The organism is Polyangiaceae bacterium (assembly GCA_020633205.1).
In the GTDB taxonomy this organism is placed as follows: domain Bacteria; phylum Myxococcota_A; class Polyangia; order Polyangiales; family Polyangiaceae; genus JAHBVY01.
In genome coordinates, this window is the sequence record JACKEB010000012.1 from 223,500 (window position 1) to 237,480 (window position 13,981).

12 protein-coding genes and 1 tRNA gene are annotated in these 13,981 nt (G+C 65.0%); 5 read left to right on the plus strand and 8 right to left on the minus strand.

Features of this window, described 5'->3' with window-relative positions:
- Positions 1-153 precede the first annotated feature (153 nt).
- Both H6718_13050 and H6718_13055 read left to right on the plus strand, forming a co-directional pair.
- Positions 154-510 carry a hypothetical protein gene (locus tag H6718_13050; GenBank protein MCB9586324.1) on the plus strand — a complete coding sequence of 119 codons (357 nt, stop codon included), beginning with the start codon at positions 154-156 and terminating at the stop codon, positions 508-510.
- A 99-nt stretch (positions 511-609) separates the two neighbouring features.
- Positions 610-1,041, plus strand: coding sequence for a hypothetical protein (locus tag H6718_13055; GenBank protein ID MCB9586325.1), 432 nt, complete (start codon positions 610-612; stop codon positions 1,039-1,041).
- A gap of 210 nt (positions 1,042-1,251) precedes the next feature.
- On the opposite strand, the gene H6718_13060 is transcribed toward H6718_13055, so the two are convergent.
- Positions 1,252-1,336, minus strand: a tRNA-Leu gene (locus tag H6718_13060).
- A 167-nt stretch (positions 1,337-1,503) separates the two neighbouring features.
- Between H6718_13060 and H6718_13065 the strand changes: the two genes are divergently transcribed.
- On the plus strand, positions 1,504-2,607 hold the full coding sequence (locus tag H6718_13065; protein MCB9586326.1) for a hypothetical protein: 1,104 nt from the start codon (positions 1,504-1,506) through the stop codon (positions 2,605-2,607).
- Between the two features lie 2 nt (positions 2,608-2,609).
- Here the strand turns inward: H6718_13065 and H6718_13070 are convergent, their stop codons facing one another.
- The gene (locus H6718_13070) at positions 2,610-3,623 is read right to left on the minus strand and encodes a hypothetical protein (protein ID MCB9586327.1); all 1,014 of its coding nucleotides are present in this window, start codon (positions 3,621-3,623) and stop codon (positions 2,610-2,612) included.
- Between the two features lie 48 nt (positions 3,624-3,671).
- On the minus strand, positions 3,672-5,501 hold the full coding sequence (locus H6718_13075) for a hypothetical protein (GenBank protein MCB9586328.1): 1,830 nt from the start codon (positions 5,499-5,501) through the stop codon (positions 3,672-3,674).
- 153 nt (positions 5,502-5,654) lie between these two features.
- On the opposite strand from H6718_13075, the gene H6718_13080 reads away from it, so the two are divergent.
- Complete coding sequence (locus H6718_13080; GenBank protein ID MCB9586329.1) at positions 5,655-6,878, plus strand: trypsin-like serine protease; 1,224 nt, start codon at positions 5,655-5,657, stop codon at positions 6,876-6,878.
- A 154-nt stretch (positions 6,879-7,032) separates the two neighbouring features.
- Positions 7,033-9,072 carry a beta-propeller domain-containing protein gene (locus H6718_13085; GenBank protein MCB9586330.1) on the plus strand — a complete coding sequence of 680 codons (2,040 nt, stop codon included), beginning with the start codon at positions 7,033-7,035 and terminating at the stop codon, positions 9,070-9,072.
- Positions 9,073-9,107: 35 nt separating this feature from the next.
- Here H6718_13085 and H6718_13090 read toward each other — a convergent pair whose 3' ends face one another.
- The 5 genes from H6718_13090 to H6718_13110 all read right to left on the minus strand — a co-directional run bounded on the left by H6718_13090 (position 9,108) and on the right by H6718_13110 (position 13,965).
- Positions 9,108-10,244: a DUF2891 family protein gene (locus tag H6718_13090; protein ID MCB9586331.1), complete on the minus strand. Its 1,137-nt coding sequence runs from the start codon at positions 10,242-10,244 to the stop codon at positions 9,108-9,110.
- Positions 10,165-11,040 (minus strand): methyltransferase domain-containing protein, encoded by an 876-nt coding sequence (locus H6718_13095; GenBank protein ID MCB9586332.1) that lies wholly within the window; start codon positions 11,038-11,040, stop codon positions 10,165-10,167. The genes H6718_13090 and H6718_13095 overlap by 80 nt, the downstream gene beginning before the upstream one ends.
- On the minus strand, positions 11,004-12,596 hold the full coding sequence (locus H6718_13100) for a GMC family oxidoreductase (protein ID MCB9586333.1): 1,593 nt from the start codon (positions 12,594-12,596) through the stop codon (positions 11,004-11,006). The genes H6718_13095 and H6718_13100 overlap by 37 nt, the downstream gene beginning before the upstream one ends.
- Positions 12,589-13,122 carry a hypothetical protein gene (locus H6718_13105; protein ID MCB9586334.1) on the minus strand — a complete coding sequence of 178 codons (534 nt, stop codon included), beginning with the start codon at positions 13,120-13,122 and terminating at the stop codon, positions 12,589-12,591. The genes H6718_13100 and H6718_13105 overlap by 8 nt, the downstream gene beginning before the upstream one ends.
- Before the next feature lie 153 nt (positions 13,123-13,275).
- Entirely contained in the window at positions 13,276-13,965 is a 690-nt protein-coding gene (locus H6718_13110) for a hypothetical protein (protein ID MCB9586335.1), read from the minus strand.
- Between the last annotated feature and the right edge of the window lie 16 nt (positions 13,966-13,981).

Here is a 13,981-nt window from a genome sequence, read left to right on the forward strand (position 1 = left end):
CTCAGCGCTCGGCACAGCGTAGCGCGCATGCGGGCGAAAAGTCTCGCGACTGCAGCGACGCTTCGGCCTCGCGGAACCTGCGTGATGCAGCGTGACCGGCGGACGCGTGGACGACGTCGTGGCGGAAGAGTATGGGAGTAACAGCGAATGCTGATGCCTCGGTCCGCTCCGTTCCCATTCGAAGCCGTACGGGATTTGATCGGTATCCTGCGCGCGATGTACGTCGCGGAGCGCGCGGGCCGACATGATCTCACGCGCTTGAAGCGGATTCAGCAGGTCGCCGAGCGCCTAGCGCTAGCCCAGGAACTCGCGTTGGAACACGAACCCGAGACGCTTGGCCACGCCGCTGCGTGGCGCCATGCGGAGCGCGCCACTCAGGACCTTGGGGAGCTCGTGGACCTCACGACGCCCCTCGAACCCACCCTCGAAGCCGCTTCTCGGCGCGTCACCGAGCTGGGGCGCAGCGACGCTCGCGGCCAGGGACTCAAACGCAGGCGATCGCGCGGTTGAGGCGAAACGGTCGCCTCGGCGCGCCCACCGCGAAGCGCTCAGCTCCGCGTTTTGGGCGGCGAACATGCAGGTACGGCCACTTGGTCTAAAGTAGGTGATGTGAGCGAGCCCGAGTCAAACGTCGTGACCCGTCGGGGAGACGCACCCTCCGACTGCGAGCCGGCGACTTCTTCTTCCATCGCGGTTTCGGTGGAGGTTGAGGAACCCGCGCCACCCACCCCTCGCAGCGTGGCGACACCGACCTCCGATCGGACCACCACGCTGTTGTCTGCGCCAACTCCGGCATCGACGTTCGAGGTGGAGACGGAGGATCGCCTGACGCGGCTTGAGCGTGAACTGTCTTTCCTGCGGGGCCGCCTGGAGTCTGTAGAGGCGCAGAGTCGGCTGGCCCAAGAAGTCCGGCGCCAAGCCGACTCGGACGACTCCGGTGAGAGCGCGAGGCCCGCGCCGTTCGGTCCAAAACAGTGGCGAGTGGTGGCGCTCTGGCTGCTGGGGCTCGGTCTGCTCGCGGCCTACGGCCTGCTCAAATAGGCGCGTGGTGGAGCGCTCTCCTTGGTAAGAATTTCCGTGCGGTTAAATGGGGCCCGCCACTATGGATCAGCGTAGGCCCAAAGGGGGCCCGTGCGCTCGCCGCATGCAGGCAAAGGCGCTGCAGCGGAAACGATGAAACGGGCGCGGAAGGCGCCTCGTCTTTGGATGTTCACCGAAACTCGGTTGAGGGATTCGGGAACCGTTGAGTTGTGCCGGAGGTGAGACTCGAACTCACACAAGGGGTTACCTCGGCGGATTTTGAATCCGCTGCGTCTGCCAATTCCGCCACTCCGGCAGGAGTCCGGAATCACTGGGGTTTTGTCCCAGCGATTCCGGGGGCGTGATTCTTAGGTGATCCTTAGACGTTGCGCCAGAAGTTTCTTGTTTGGGGATGAGTGACGATCCTGCCTCCAAGCGAGGCGTGGCTTGCGCGATCATGACGCGGCGCGCAAGATCCGGAGGATGGACGTCTGGTTCAGCGCTGGCCTCGGCTGGACGTGGCTCGTCGCTAGTCTTCTCCTGCTGTTGCTCGGCCTGTTGGCGGGGGTCAGCTGGTGGCGCTCCAAGCGGCGCTTCAAGCAGCGCGCCCATGCTTCCAACGTCGCGCTGCTGGCTAGGGAGCCGTCGCCCTCGAGACCCCTAGCGGACCCGCCGCGGGTCGCATCACCGGCGACGCCCAAGCGTGGGGCTGAGCCAGAACCAGCGGCTTCGACCAATGTCCGCCCCGACTTCCCTTCGGGCATCGAGGGACTGCCCAGCGCCGCAGTCGCGGGCAGCGTCGAGGTGGTCGAAATCGTGGAGGTCGCCGAGGCTGCCGCGGTTGCTGAGCCGACGCGCTCGCCGACCCGCCACCCCCTGGTACTGGTCCACGGGGTGCTCGGCTTCGATCGCGTGCGTGTCGGCGGGATTCACGTAAATTACTTCCGCGGGGTAACGGATGAGTTGCGGCGCAACGGCTTCGAGGTGCATGTCGTTCGCGTCGACCCCCTGGCGCCGATCCCGGTCCGAGCGGCTCAGCTTGCGGAGCAGGTGTTGGCGCTCGGAGTCGGACGCGTGAACTTGGTAGCTCACAGCATGGGGGGGTTGGACGCCCGCTACGCTTTGGCGCACTTGGGGCTGGAGGCGTGCGTCGCCTCCCTCACCACGATCGGAACGCCTCATAGGGGTACTCCGGTCGCTGATCATGGAACGCGTTGGCTTGGGGACATGCTCGGGTTGCGGCGTGTGGCCGAACGTTTCGGCGCGGAAGTGGAAGGCTTCTGGGAGCTGACGACGCATCGCATGGAGCGTTTCAACGCGGAGGTACCTGACGTCAACGGCGTTTGGTACGCGAGCGTCGTGAGCGAGGGGCGCTCTGCCAATCCGCTGTTGCGCGTGACCCAAGGCCTCCTCCAACGTGGGCACGGCGCGAGCGACGGCTTGGTGCCCACCGATTCCCAACGCTGGGGTACGGTCGTAGACCACGTCGACGCGGACCACTGGGCGCAGATCGGCTGGGGAGTTGGCTTCGACGCGCCACAGCTCTACGTGAGGCTCGGCCGCGTGCTGGGCGAGCGCGGTCTCTGACGCTACAGCTTGCGAACCCAGCGCTGGAAGTCGGTATCGAAGTCTCCAGGTGCCTTTCCGGTTACCTCGCGGAAGCTAATTGAGCCGTCGGGGTCGGTGGCGTGGCGCTCACGCCAGAGCCGATAGAATGCCCACAGCTGACCCCGCTCGTCGAGCCACTGGCAAAAGTAGCGGGCGAGGGAGTAGTAGAGGTCCTCTGAATTCCCACGAAACTCCGAGTCCTTGAGCTGAAAGAGCCGCGTGAGCGTGGCCTGAGAGCGCTCTTTGGGTGAGCGAATTGCACGTGTCAGCCTGGGTAGTCGCCAGTTGGTCGCTCCGTGGATTTCTCCCTTGTGGGGCACGACCGGGTACTCGAACAGCGATGCCAGACCCTCGTTCAGCCACTCGGGTGCCGCGGGGAAATCGGCGTCCAGGATTGGGTGCACCAGCTCATGGGTCAGCGTGCCGACGCCGGGACCCAGATTCATGGTGATCTGCCGTTCGTCCGGGTGGTAGAAGCCGTAAGGTGTTGAAGGCGGCTCCCCATAGTGGCGTTTGCAGTAGGCTTCGTAGCTGCGTGCGTCAGGAAACAGCAGCACCTTCACCGGGCGTGAAGGGAGGCGGTCGAAGCGCTGGTTCAGGTACGCATCCAGCACGCGCTCCACGAAGCGCTGACTCTGGACGAAGGTCGCCTTGGCCATTGCGCGAGGCGCCGCGACGACGAACGTATTCCGCAGCGTACTCAGGTGAATCGAGTCGCCGAGGTCCGCCCGCAACGCCTCCCGTGTGGCTGCGAGCTCCGCGGCGGTTGGCGTTGAAGGCGCCGCGCCGGTCGGGGTGTTTGTGGCTCCGAGCGCTGCACCAGGCGGAGCGGCGGCGCTGGGTGGAGTCGCCGCGCTGGGTGACGCTACGCGCCCTGGCGCTGAAGTCGTCGGGGGGGGCTCGCTTGCGTTGGGCTCGATCTGCGCCCGCGCGTTGGGAGGCACGTCGCGGCAGGCGCTTACAGCGAGACACAGCCCGAACAGAAGACGACGCATGCGAGAGGCGTCGGCCCGGCCTTAGGTTGTGTGACACGGAAAACCTACCTAGTGCCAGGTCAAGCCGAGATCCGCGCTCTCCGCGAACTCGATGCGCAGCACGTCACTCCGCGTTTTGCCCCCGGCACGTCGCCAAAACACCAGCAAGCCGGGTGGCGTCTGGTCAGCTGTGGGAAGTAACAACAGCAAGGGCTGACTGGCATTGCCGAGCTCTCCTGGCCGCGCGACTTCCACCGGTTCTCCGCTGCCTTCGGGAGTCACGCGTTGCACGAGCAGCGCCCCTCCCACGATGTACGCCAGCAGCGTGGTCCGGTCCACGCAGGTTGCTTCAGTGCGAAGCGCCGAGTTTGCGTTGAAGAGCACCGGTGTGTCGACCGAGAGGGGCTTCGTCGGAGCGGCGGGCTCGCGTAGCGTAAGGCGCTCTTTCGTTACCTCGAGGATCCGCGGGGCGCAGCGACCGCAGACAAGATTCGGCCGAGTCCCCTCAGGGAGCTGCCAGCGCTGGGAGATCGGCGTCGACTTGTCTGCTGAGTACAAGAGCAGGCTGGCCCCGCCGGGCCCGCGTCCGAGGAGCGCGGTCGCGCCGCCGCAGCGGTCCCGGCTCTCCAGGACTTCGTAGGCTTCAGGCAGGCCTGCCGGTGCTGCAAGCGCCTCTGTCTGAGTCGGACCGAGGGGAACTAGCTGCACGCCTTGGTGCTCGAGGAAGGCACGCGGCGGGACACTCGCTGCGGCGATCAAGGAGCCCGCAACGGTGCGCGTGCTCTGCGCTTTTCGTTGGGCGTCGTAGTACGTGAATTGCGTGGTTGGCTCCGCCTTCGGATCCGTTGCCTGGTGGATCCAAACAAAGCCGCCATCGCTCAAGGGGACCAGCCGGGCGTCGGGAAGCTTGGACTTGGTCGCTGCCGCAGCCTGGACGTCGCCTTCGCCCGCCACGTCGAGCGCCAGGGTCAACTTGGTCAGCGCAGGGTCGCTGAAGTACGCGCGACCGACGTGCGCGAACGACTCGCTGATCCTCAGACCTTGTTCGGAACTCAACAAGTCGATCCGGGGCAAGCTGCGGTCCGCCGGCGCGGCTGGAGCGTCGGGGGTGAGCAAGCTCAACGTCCGCCACGAAGCGGCGCCCTCAGCCTGGGTGAACGCGCCAGCCACCCAGCTACCAAAGCGGTTGCGACGCCCCCGGGTGGCCACCACGACACGCGGAGTCGGGCTGGCGTCTGCCGCCATTCGGAAGTTGGCGATCGGCTCTCCGAGGCTGACCTCGAGGGCGAGCCGGGGAGCGGGTACGCCGCTCGCCGCCTCTCCGGTTAGCGGGCACGCGCCCACGTCGTACGCCTTCTCCGCTTGGGCCACCTGACAAGTGAGCTCCAGGAGTCGGTTGGTGTCAGCGACGAGGCCAAGGGTTGGGCTCTCGGAGCCATCACCGGGCTTCTTCGATAGCTCCTCTGCCGGCCTCGCGTAGTCGAACGCTACCAGGCGTTGGGCGATGGTGCGGATTGTCGCGACCTCGTTTGGGGAACGATGGTAGAAATTATCCGCGTGGATTTTTGAGTCGGCGTCCACGGTTGCCGCGAGCGGAGCACAGTCCGCGAGCGGTCTTGCGCTCGAGCGGCTGAGCGCCAGGCGCTTGAACAGCATCGCTTCGAAGCCTCGCTTGGCTTCCGGTGAAGCCGGATCCGGCGGTCGCGCTCCAACGATGCACGCCGCAAACTGACTCGCGGCACCGTGCAGGCGCGCGGCGGTCTCGGTCGCTGAGCGTCGTGAGACGTACCAGTGGGCTGCCAGCCCCGCCGCGACTGCGAGCAGCGCCCACCGTCCTCGACTCCACGCCAAACGTGGGCGTGGGGGTGGCTCTGGTGCGGTTGCGCTGTGCTCGGGCATGAGTCGCGCATCCTACGCCGAAAGCCGGGTACGGCTCCGCCTCACCCCCAAAAAAACCAGGGGCATCAGCGCTCTCGACGCTGGGAGGCTCGGGTCGATCGGCGCAAAAACCGGGGTGCGCAGCGATGTAGGATGGTGTAAGCCCCTTCCCGCATGAAGCGGACCCTCCCGACGCTCGCGCTGCTTGGCGTACTGGTCACACCTCTGACGCTCGGCGCTGAGCCCGCGCGAAGCCACATCTACGGTGGTCAGCCCACCGTCAGCTGCCAGTGGCCCACGAGCGTGTTCCTGGGCGGCTGCAGCGGCACACTGATTCACCCTCAGGTCGTGATCTACGCCGCTCACTGTGGCGATAACATCCCGGAGGTCGCTTTCGGCGAAGACGGTAGCCAGCCGAACCGTGTCGTCGAAACTGAGAAGTGCCAGGTGTTTCCCGGCGGCAGCCCGACTGGGAGCAACGCCCACGGTACGGATTTCGCGTACTGCGTGCTCAAAGAGGCGCAGAACGACATCCCAATCGTCCCCGTATTGATGGGCTGCGAGACGGAGATCCTGAAACCAGGTCAGGAGGTCGTCGCGGTCGGCTTCGGCAACACCGAACAGGGCGAGTTTGGCATCAAGCACGCGGTGACGATGCCATTTCGCTACTTCGACCAATACGGCCAAGCGTTCATTGGGGGCGAGGGCAAGGACACCTGCCAGGGCGACTCTGGAGGCCCGGTGTATGTCCGCCTTGCGGATCAGAGCTGGCGCGTCTTCGGCATCACGAGCTACGGCGATGGCTGCGGTGGGGGTGGCTGGTACTCGGTGATGCATCGCCACATCGAGTGGGTGGAAAAGAAGAGCGGCATCGACGTGACGCCGTGTCATAGCGCGCGCGGTGACTGGGAGCCGAGTGCCGCTTGCGGTAATTTCCCTGTGGATACGACTGGGGCGAGCGCAGACTGGATGCACGGCTGTACCCAGCCAGTGGACAGCGGTTACTCGCAGACTTGCGGCGCGCCTTATGTGCCACCGGCGCCTGTGGGTGGAGCTGGTGGCGTTGGTGGAGCGGCAGGTGCAGCGGGAGCCGCAGGCGCAGCGGGAGCCGCAGGCGCAGCGGGGATCGGCGGTGGCGCCGGAAGGGCGGGCGCGCCAACCTCCGGCGGCGCTGGCGGCGTTGGTGCATCTGCTGGTAGTGCGGGGCAAGCCAGCGCTGGGGCGGGCGCGGGCGGCACCGGAGACTGCGTCAGCGACTGCGAAGAGCCGCCCGTGGATATCGTGGATCGGGGCTGTGGCTGCCGCGTCGGCGCCTCTCACACAGGCGCCGCGGCATTGTGGGGTCTCGGCTTGCTGGTTGTGCTGAGCCGCCGTCGAAGGCGCTCAGCACGCGCCTGAGTCGTGTGCCAGCTGTGCCAAGATCGACGATGTGTGTCACGGCCCACTCGGCAACCTGAGCTGAAGTCCGGCAATTCCAGGGGACTCCGCCTGGCACTCGGCTTGCTCTAGGCACCTCTGAAACCGCCACCTTGGCGGCGCTTGGAGGAGCCTGATGACACCCGCGATTCGCCTGACTGCCCTTGCTTGTTTGCTCGCACCACTCGCCGCTGCCTGCAGCAACGACTCAGGGGAACCGGTCGCCCAGCGCTCTGCGGTGCTGACCCGTGCGACGAGTTGTGACGACCTCGACCAGTTGGTGAAGCGCGACCAAATCGCCCGGGTTCGACTCACGGCCCAAGAGCTACTGACGCAAGCCGCCTACGGCGGTGGTCGCTTTTCAGGCGAGGAGAGCGGAGGAACGGTCGACAACGGCGCGCAAGACCCCAACGCACCGGCGGCACCTTCGGGTCACTCGGAGACCAACAATCAAGTCGCTGGCGTGGATGAAGCCGACATCGTGAAGACCGATGGCGAGCGGATGTGGCTCCTGCATGGACAGGAGCTGATGGTTGTGACCGCCTGGCCGCCCCAGAGCATCGGGGTGGATCAGTCCGTCGCTATCGAAGGTTACCCCCTGGAGATGCAGGTCGGAGAAGGCAAGGCACTGGTCTACTCGACGACTTACCTCGATGTGGAGCCGCGCGGAAATTATGGCGGCGGCGCCGTTGGAGGTCGTGGTGATTTCGCTGAGGGCGCTCCCGCCAGTGAGGAGCCGTACTACCCTAGCGGGACGCAGTTTACCAAGCTGACTCTGGTCGACCTCGAAGGCGACGCGCCGAGCGTGGAGCGCGAGTTCTACTTCGAGGGCTACTACACCTCGTCTCGTCGCATCGGTAGCCAGGTGCGCAGCGTGATCACGGGCGGCTTCGGCGTCGCACCCCCGGAGTACTATGATTTCCCCTATGGAGATGCCGGTGCGCTCAGCTATCGCCTGGCTGTGATGAACTGGGAGTCAAAGGCGATCGCTGCGATTCAAGCGACCTCTCTGGGCGACTGGCTCCCTAGGAGCTTTGAAGCCAATGGGGACGCACTGGTCGATATGACGCCGCGCTGCGGTGATTACTATGCGCCCACGGAGGGCTCGGCGAACGACGGCGTCACCCGGGTGATCAGCCTGGATCTCCGCGGAAACGCTGCACCAACGGAGACCTCGGTGCTGGGCTACGCAAACCAGGTGTACGCGAATCAGGACAAGCTGATCTTGGCGCAGAACCAGTGGATCTCCGGCTACTGGGGCGACTCCGAGTCGACCTCCTTGCATGTCTTCAAGTTGGAGCCCGGGAGCGCCAGCTATGAAGCTTCTGGCCTCGTGCCAGGGCACCTCGACGATCAGTTCTCGATCGACGAGCGAGACGGCGTGGTGCGTGTCGCGACCACCACCTGGAGCGATAGTTGGGACGATACCCAGAACCGCGTGCTGACTCTGCGGAGCGACGCGGAGCAGGCGCTGAAGGTGATCGGTGATACCGGCAGCTTCGCGGCTGGCGAGCAGATCTTCTCGGCGCGCTTCGTTGGCAACCGCGCGTATGTGGTGACCTTCCGTCAGACCGATCCGCTCTTCGTCTTCGATCTCACGGACCCCACGCAGCTGAAGCTCCTGGGTGAGCTTGAGATCCCCGGCTTCAGTGACTACATGCACCCCCTCGATGACACGCACCTGGTGACCATCGGCCGCAACCGGGGTGCCGATGGGATTGGCGAGGACGCGCTGGCATTGCAGATCTTCGACGTCTCGAACCCGACGACGCCGGAGCTGGCCCACAAGTATGTCTTCCAGCAGGACGGCTGGAGCAGCGCGAACTACGATCACAAGGCCTTCACCTTCTTCCCAGAGAAGCAGCTCTTGGCGTTCCCATTCAGTGGCTACAGCGCACGGGGCTACGAGGCGAGCCTAGAAGTCTTCAAGGTGGGCGCGGACAGCGGCTTCGAGTTCGTCGGTGCAGCGGATCACGCGAACTTCATGAACTGCGCCTACGACAGCGCGGAGCCTTGCACGGGCTACGGTGGCGAGGTGCGACGAGGCGTGTTCATCGACGAGTTCGTTTACTCCATCAGCGACTCGGGGATCTTGGTTCACGCGGTGAGCGACATGCAGAACCCTGTCGGCGTGCTCCCGCTGCCCTACGCATACGCTGATCCCTACTACTACTAGATAATAACCGTGCGGATATTAGAGGTCGGTTCACGTCAGAGTGGGCTGGCCTCTTGCTCCATGAGCAGCACGAACGAGCCAATCCAGTGGGTGACCATGAAGTGGAGGCGTGCTGTCAGCCGTCGGGGCGGTGCCGCAGCCGCTTCGACTAGGTCCTCACAGCTGCATTGTTCGAGGCCGAACTGCCGATGCGCATGCGCGCTAGCCAACAGCGCGTCTCTCAACGGGGATGCAGGGAGCCGCTTTGCGATCCCAAACAGCATCCACGCACGACTTAGGTTGAGACCGATCAAGTGAGCGAGGCGACCGTCGCTTGGATCGGGGCAGACTACAGGTCGGAGCAGCTCGGATCGGTCCAAGTAGCTCGAGCAAAAGTCCGCGAAGTCGTCGCCCTCGAGCACGCGGGCGAGGGCAAACGCCGCTGCGAGCCCCGGCGACAAGAAGTCGTTGCCGGAAGGCTCTAGATGCAGCGCCGCGCCGCGATCTTGCGCGTAGTGCTTCAACGTCACTTCTCGCGCGCCCAAACGGTAGCGCTCGTCGTGCCCTTGGGCGTCGTTCGCCCAGTCGAGGAGCAGGCTCAGCGCGAACGCGCTTTGTCCGTGCTCACCGCTGCGCGTGGGGTAGGGCAGGCCTTGCAGCCAGTCCAGCAAGCGTGTTGCGCAGAGCCGCTCCAGGGGTGCGATTGCAGCCTGACTCCGCCTGAGGCTGCTGCTTTGCCGCAGCGACGTCGACAACCTGAGCACCCACGCCCAGCCATAAGGGCGCTCGAACCTGGGGTGGTCACGCAGAAAGGCGTGCTCGACCTGACAATTCTCCTCGGAAATGGCCGCGACCAGAAGCTCAGTGATGCGGTCGACGTAGCTGGGGCGCAGCTGGAAGCGCGCTGAGAACTCTCTGCACGTCAGCAACTCGGCGAGCAACCAGTGAGAGTGAACGGCCGAGTGCCAGTCGAAGCAGCCGTAGAACGCCGGGTGGATTTCCTTGGGGGTGAGGGGCGCGCCGCGGTCCAGTGGGCGAGGTGTCGGCCCGTGGTAGTCGTAGCAGTGGGGTGTCTCCGTACGGATCACCTCCAGCGCCATATCCGCCAAGCGTTCAGCCAGGCTCTGCATCCCGCTCCACTTCTGCCACCACCACAGCGGTGTCCAGCACATACGCCGCGCGCCGGCTGTCACCCCCAGAGAGGTAGGGCACGCGGCTGAGAGTCGTTGGGCGGAAGCCGTTCTGTGGCAACACGCGAGCGCAAAGATCCTGCGCCGCCTCGGCCCATTCAGCCCCCGCCACGTCCAGCGCCTCCAGCGGATCCAGTGTGCGTGCTCCGGAGTAGAACATGGGCTCGAAAGGCAGCGGCACCGAGAGCAAGAGCCGCCCGTTCGGGGCCAAGAGACCGCGAATCGCCTTCAGGAGTGAACCGGGCCTGGGGCAGCGATCGAGGACGTTGAAGCAGCTGATCAGGTCGTAGGGTGCGTCTGTCAGTCCCGCCGTGGTTTCCGACAGATCGATGCGTAGGCACTCAAAACCAGCGCGTCGCAAATGGCGCGCCATTCCCCAGGACCGCTCCGTTGTCAGGAGCCGATCGCACCAGGGTCGCAAGCGCCGGGTGACATCCCCAGAGCCGGCGCCCACATCCAACACGGACCCCATGCGCGCGCCTTGGCTGAGCCCTAACAGCCTTCCAAGCTGCCTCTCGCCCAGCAAGAACATCGGGTACATATCGAGCAGCGCGTTGGCGTCGAAGTCGGACATGTATTCCCGCAGGGTGCGCTGCAGGAAGGTCTTGAAGCCGCTTCTACGCTGCGTCGGTAGCTCCCTTAACCACGCTAGGGTCTCTTCGTCGGGCCCGAACTCGCACGCCATGACCCCGGCCGCCTTTGCTTCCGCAGGGATCGTATAGTGGAGTTCGAGGCCCGCTGGGACGAGCGCCCGGAGCTCCGCTACCACGTCGGTAGAGGACGCTCCCGTAGCTTCCATGCGATTCGCGTAGCCAGGGTCATGATGGCTTGTTGCGGGTTTACTCCGAGGCTGCTGGGGACGATACCGCCGTCCACCACGTAGAGCTCGTCCATTTCCCAGGCTTGGCCGTCTGGATTGATCACCGAATGTTCTGCGGTGATCCCCATGCGGGTGGTCCCTAGTGGATGCTGAGAGGAGCACTCGTAGCGCTTCGCGGGGATGCTGCGGAAGTTGATCTTGTTGAGCTCATCCATGCTGCTGACCGGCGCCATGCCCAACACCGGCAGGTAGACCTCACGCGCCCCCGCGGCAAAGTACGTCTCCGCCATCACCCGGGTGATGGTGTACATGGCCTCGCGGTCCCGGGGGCTCATGCGGTAGGTGCTGAACGTCTTGCCGAGTACGTGATGCAGCTGGCCGCCGGGATCGTCGTGAATCATCCCGCCAAATATCGAGAGATTGGGGATCCCTTCGGCCTTCTCGATGTGCTCTCGCCCGATCCCCTTCATGGTGGCGGCGAGCACCCCCGGCGGAACATAGAGCGCAGTCAACGTGATGCGCTGGTGCTCGTAGGCATCGGCGAAGGCGCTCTGCAGCGCGCCTTTCCAGCCCTCGAGTTTGCGATCGAAGCGGGCCATCATGCGAAAGCCCGGGTGCACCGTCATGTTGCGGCCGAGCTGTCCGCTTTGCTTGCCTAGACCGAAGCGCTTCAACAGCCCAGGGGTGTTGTAGGCGCCCGCAGCCATGACGACTCGCTTTGCATGGATGCGGAACGAGTTGCCCGGTTTGCGCAGGCCCGGCGCGTTGTAGATCCGCCCCTCGACGCCCGCCGCTCGGGCGCCCTTTGTAATTAGTGAATCTACGCGGAAATCTGAGAAGACGCGCGCGCCGGCGCGCAACGCGCGGGGAATATAGGCGATGTCGACGCTCATCTTTGCGCCGTGGGGGCAGCCGAAGTTGCACCGCCCGCAGCCGTTGCAGTCTTTCGTATTGCGATGCATCGGCTTGAGCTCGTAGCCCATGCGCTCCGCTCCCTGGGCGAAGACATTGGTCGACTCCGAGCGCATCTCGAGGGGGACTTGCTCGATGTGGGTAGCAGCCTCCACCGCTTGATACGCCGGCTCGAGCGCTTCTTCGGTGAACATGCTCAGCCCCTGCTGCTCACGCCAGTTCTTGAGGATGAACCCGGGGATGCGAAAGCACACGCCGCCTGTCAGCACCGAGGAGCCACCGACACAGCGTCCCATCGTCATGTTGACCATGGGCGAGTCTTCGAGGCCGACCACGAAAGTCAGCCCGCCATCGCGGAAAAGGTGGCGTAGAGTCTCGCTCGGGCGCATGCCGCCGTATTGCTCCGGGCGGTAGTAGCCGCCTTCTTCTACTACGATGACGTCCTGCCCGGCCTCTGCAAGCTCGCAGGCGACCGCAGCGCCACTTGCTCCAGAGCCTACGACGACCACGTCGCAGCTGACTTCGACATCTTCCTTGAGGAAACGGCCCTGGGTCACGGCGTTGCCGCCGCCGTCCGACTTCTTTACGCTGCGCTTGGCCCTGCGGCTCACCGATTCATTCATCGCCCTGCTCCTGATCCGCACGGTTACGACCACCCAGAAGCGACTCGGGAGTTGCGAGCATGCAGCGGCCGTCGAAGCCGATACCCGCCGCGGCGTCGGGATGCTCGTAGTAGATGATGCAGAGCATCGCCTTGACCGCCAACAGCAGACCCGAAGCAAAGCTCGACTCCACCTTCGACAGGGCTTGGGCCCGTCGCTCGATGGCCATGCTTCGAAGCGGCGTCAGGCTGAAGCTGAGGAGCGGCCCGAGCACGCTCAGCGCGAAGAGCCCTAGGAGATAGGAACCTCGGGCGTCGGCCCCGATGCGCTCTAAGAAGTCGTCCAACTCCCGCCCCAACCACGCCAAGCGAGCCTTCGGCGGCGGACCGGAAGTCGAGGCGAACAGACATTCTGCGACAGCCATCGCAGAGGCGATGGCTCTGGGGCGCTTCAACTCTTTGGAGGGGGCGAGATCGACGTCGGGGACGCCGCGAGCGCTCAACGCCAGCGTGTCAGCGTCGAGAAGGCTGGGGTGGGGCTCCGTCACGGCTCGGAGGTTGCCCCGGGATCTGCCGCTTCACAAGAGCGCCGGGAGACGCTGGAGGGCGACGGCTCGTCGCGGGCGCGTCAGATGCGGTTCCGTCGGTAGATTGTGGGCTCTGCGCGCGAGCCAAGGTCCAAGCGCAGGGCGCTGGCAAGGTCACAGCGGAGGCGGGATGCTGGTCCGTCGGTCGCTTTCGGACTCACTCAGTGGGGCCCGGTCGACCTGCTGCGAGAGCACGTCTCGAAGCACGCTACGCATCAACGCGTCCATCGACGCCTGGCCTGTCTTGCGGAGTAGGCCACGAACCTGGCTCTTTAGTGTGTTCTCGCTGATGCGAAAGCGCGCCAGGAGTTCACTGCGCTGAACGCCTTCGAGACCCGCGGCGACCAACGCATGCTCCCTGGTGGTCAGCTCATAGTCTTGGCCGAAGCGAGACAGGTATCCATCGAGCTCCTCCCGCTCTACTGGGCAGAAGCTGAGCGCGTGCTGGATGAACTGCCGAACATCCGCAGGCTGCAACGGTGCCAACAGGCACTGGGCTCGCAACGGGTGCGCCAAATTGATCCACTGCGGTTGGTCGGTCGGGACCACGAGCAAGAGCGGCAACAACGGCCAATCCGCGCGGATACGGGTGAGCTGCTCGCGCACCCCGGGGAACCGCAAGTCTGCAATCAGACCCTGTACCTGCTGGGTGTCGAGGCGAACCAGCGCGAACTCAAGGTTCGTGAGGCAGACTACCTCGCTCTTGACCCGACAGGCTTCGCTCAGCCGATACGCGGTTCCGGCGGCATTGAGCTCCAGCGGCAACCCTGTGGGAACATCAGCGTGTAGAAACAGAAAGCCCACGCTTCAAAACCTACGA

Bases quoted from the DNA above. Each gene is read 5' to 3' on its own strand.
- H6718_13070 (MCB9586327.1), bottom strand. From the start codon at position 3,623: ATGCGTCGTCTTCTGTTCGGGCTGTGTCTCGCTGTAAGCGCCTGCCGC.
- H6718_13095 (MCB9586332.1), bottom strand. From the start codon at position 11,040: ATGGAAGCTACGGGAGCGTCCTCTACCGACGTGGTAGCGGAGCTCCGG.
- H6718_13075 (MCB9586328.1), bottom strand. From the start codon at position 5,501: ATGCCCGAGCACAGCGCAACCGCACCAGAGCCACCCCCACGCCCACGT.
- H6718_13100 (MCB9586333.1), bottom strand. From the start codon at position 12,596: ATGAATGAATCGGTGAGCCGCAGGGCCAAGCGCAGCGTAAAGAAGTCG.
- H6718_13065 (MCB9586326.1), top strand. From the start codon at position 1,504: ATGGACGTCTGGTTCAGCGCTGGCCTCGGCTGGACGTGGCTCGTCGCT.
- H6718_13050 (MCB9586324.1), top strand. From the start codon at position 154: ATGCCTCGGTCCGCTCCGTTCCCATTCGAAGCCGTACGGGATTTGATC.
- H6718_13080 (MCB9586329.1), top strand. From the start codon at position 5,655: ATGAAGCGGACCCTCCCGACGCTCGCGCTGCTTGGCGTACTGGTCACA.
- H6718_13085 (MCB9586330.1), top strand. From the start codon at position 7,033: ATGACACCCGCGATTCGCCTGACTGCCCTTGCTTGTTTGCTCGCACCA.